This window comes from Vibrio sp. 10N.222.55.C6, from assembly GCF_041473395.1.
GTDB lineage: Bacteria > Pseudomonadota > Gammaproteobacteria > Enterobacterales > Vibrionaceae > Vibrio > Vibrio crassostreae_C.
This window is the reverse complement of record NZ_JBFRSD010000608.1, coordinates 1-456: the sequence shown is the minus strand read 5'-3', so window position 1 is coordinate 456 and position 456 is coordinate 1. Positions and strand designations below refer to the sequence as shown.

At 45.2% G+C, this 456-nt stretch carries 1 pseudogene; it reads left to right on the top strand.

Annotated elements, in window-relative coordinates:
• Positions 1–27: 27 nt before the first annotated feature.
• A pseudogene (locus tag AB4486_RS25300) lies at positions 28–456 on the top strand (hypothetical protein); the annotation flags it as partial.

The following is a 456-nucleotide window of genomic DNA, read 5'->3' as shown; positions in this document are numbered from 1 at the left end:
AGCAACCCAAACTTTAAATTGAGCTGTATGCGGTTAAAGTCCTCGATTAAACAGTATGCCGAGAGTCAATACGGTCGGATGGGAGCAATGGAAAGCTCACGCAACCAATCAGAAAGCACTTGGAATAATTCGGAATATGGCAAGAACTCCAAGGCCATCGCAAGGAGAGAGCTGGCGGTAGGCGGAGCGACATTATACGCTTATGCTCAGAACCCGACAGGTGGCGCTACGGTCGCTATTGCAAAGACAAAAGCTAAGTATTGTGAGGTTTTATCAGTTGAAGAGGCTGATGCACTTAGAACAGCCTCTAAGCACACTGTTGATGATGTATCCAATGGTGGTATCTGTAAGGGTGAGGACACACCTCAGAAACGTGAATTCCAAAAGACGAATTTGGATGTAGGGTTGTTAGAAGAAGACGATGTAAAGGATTTGGGATGTGGGTATGTCATTAAA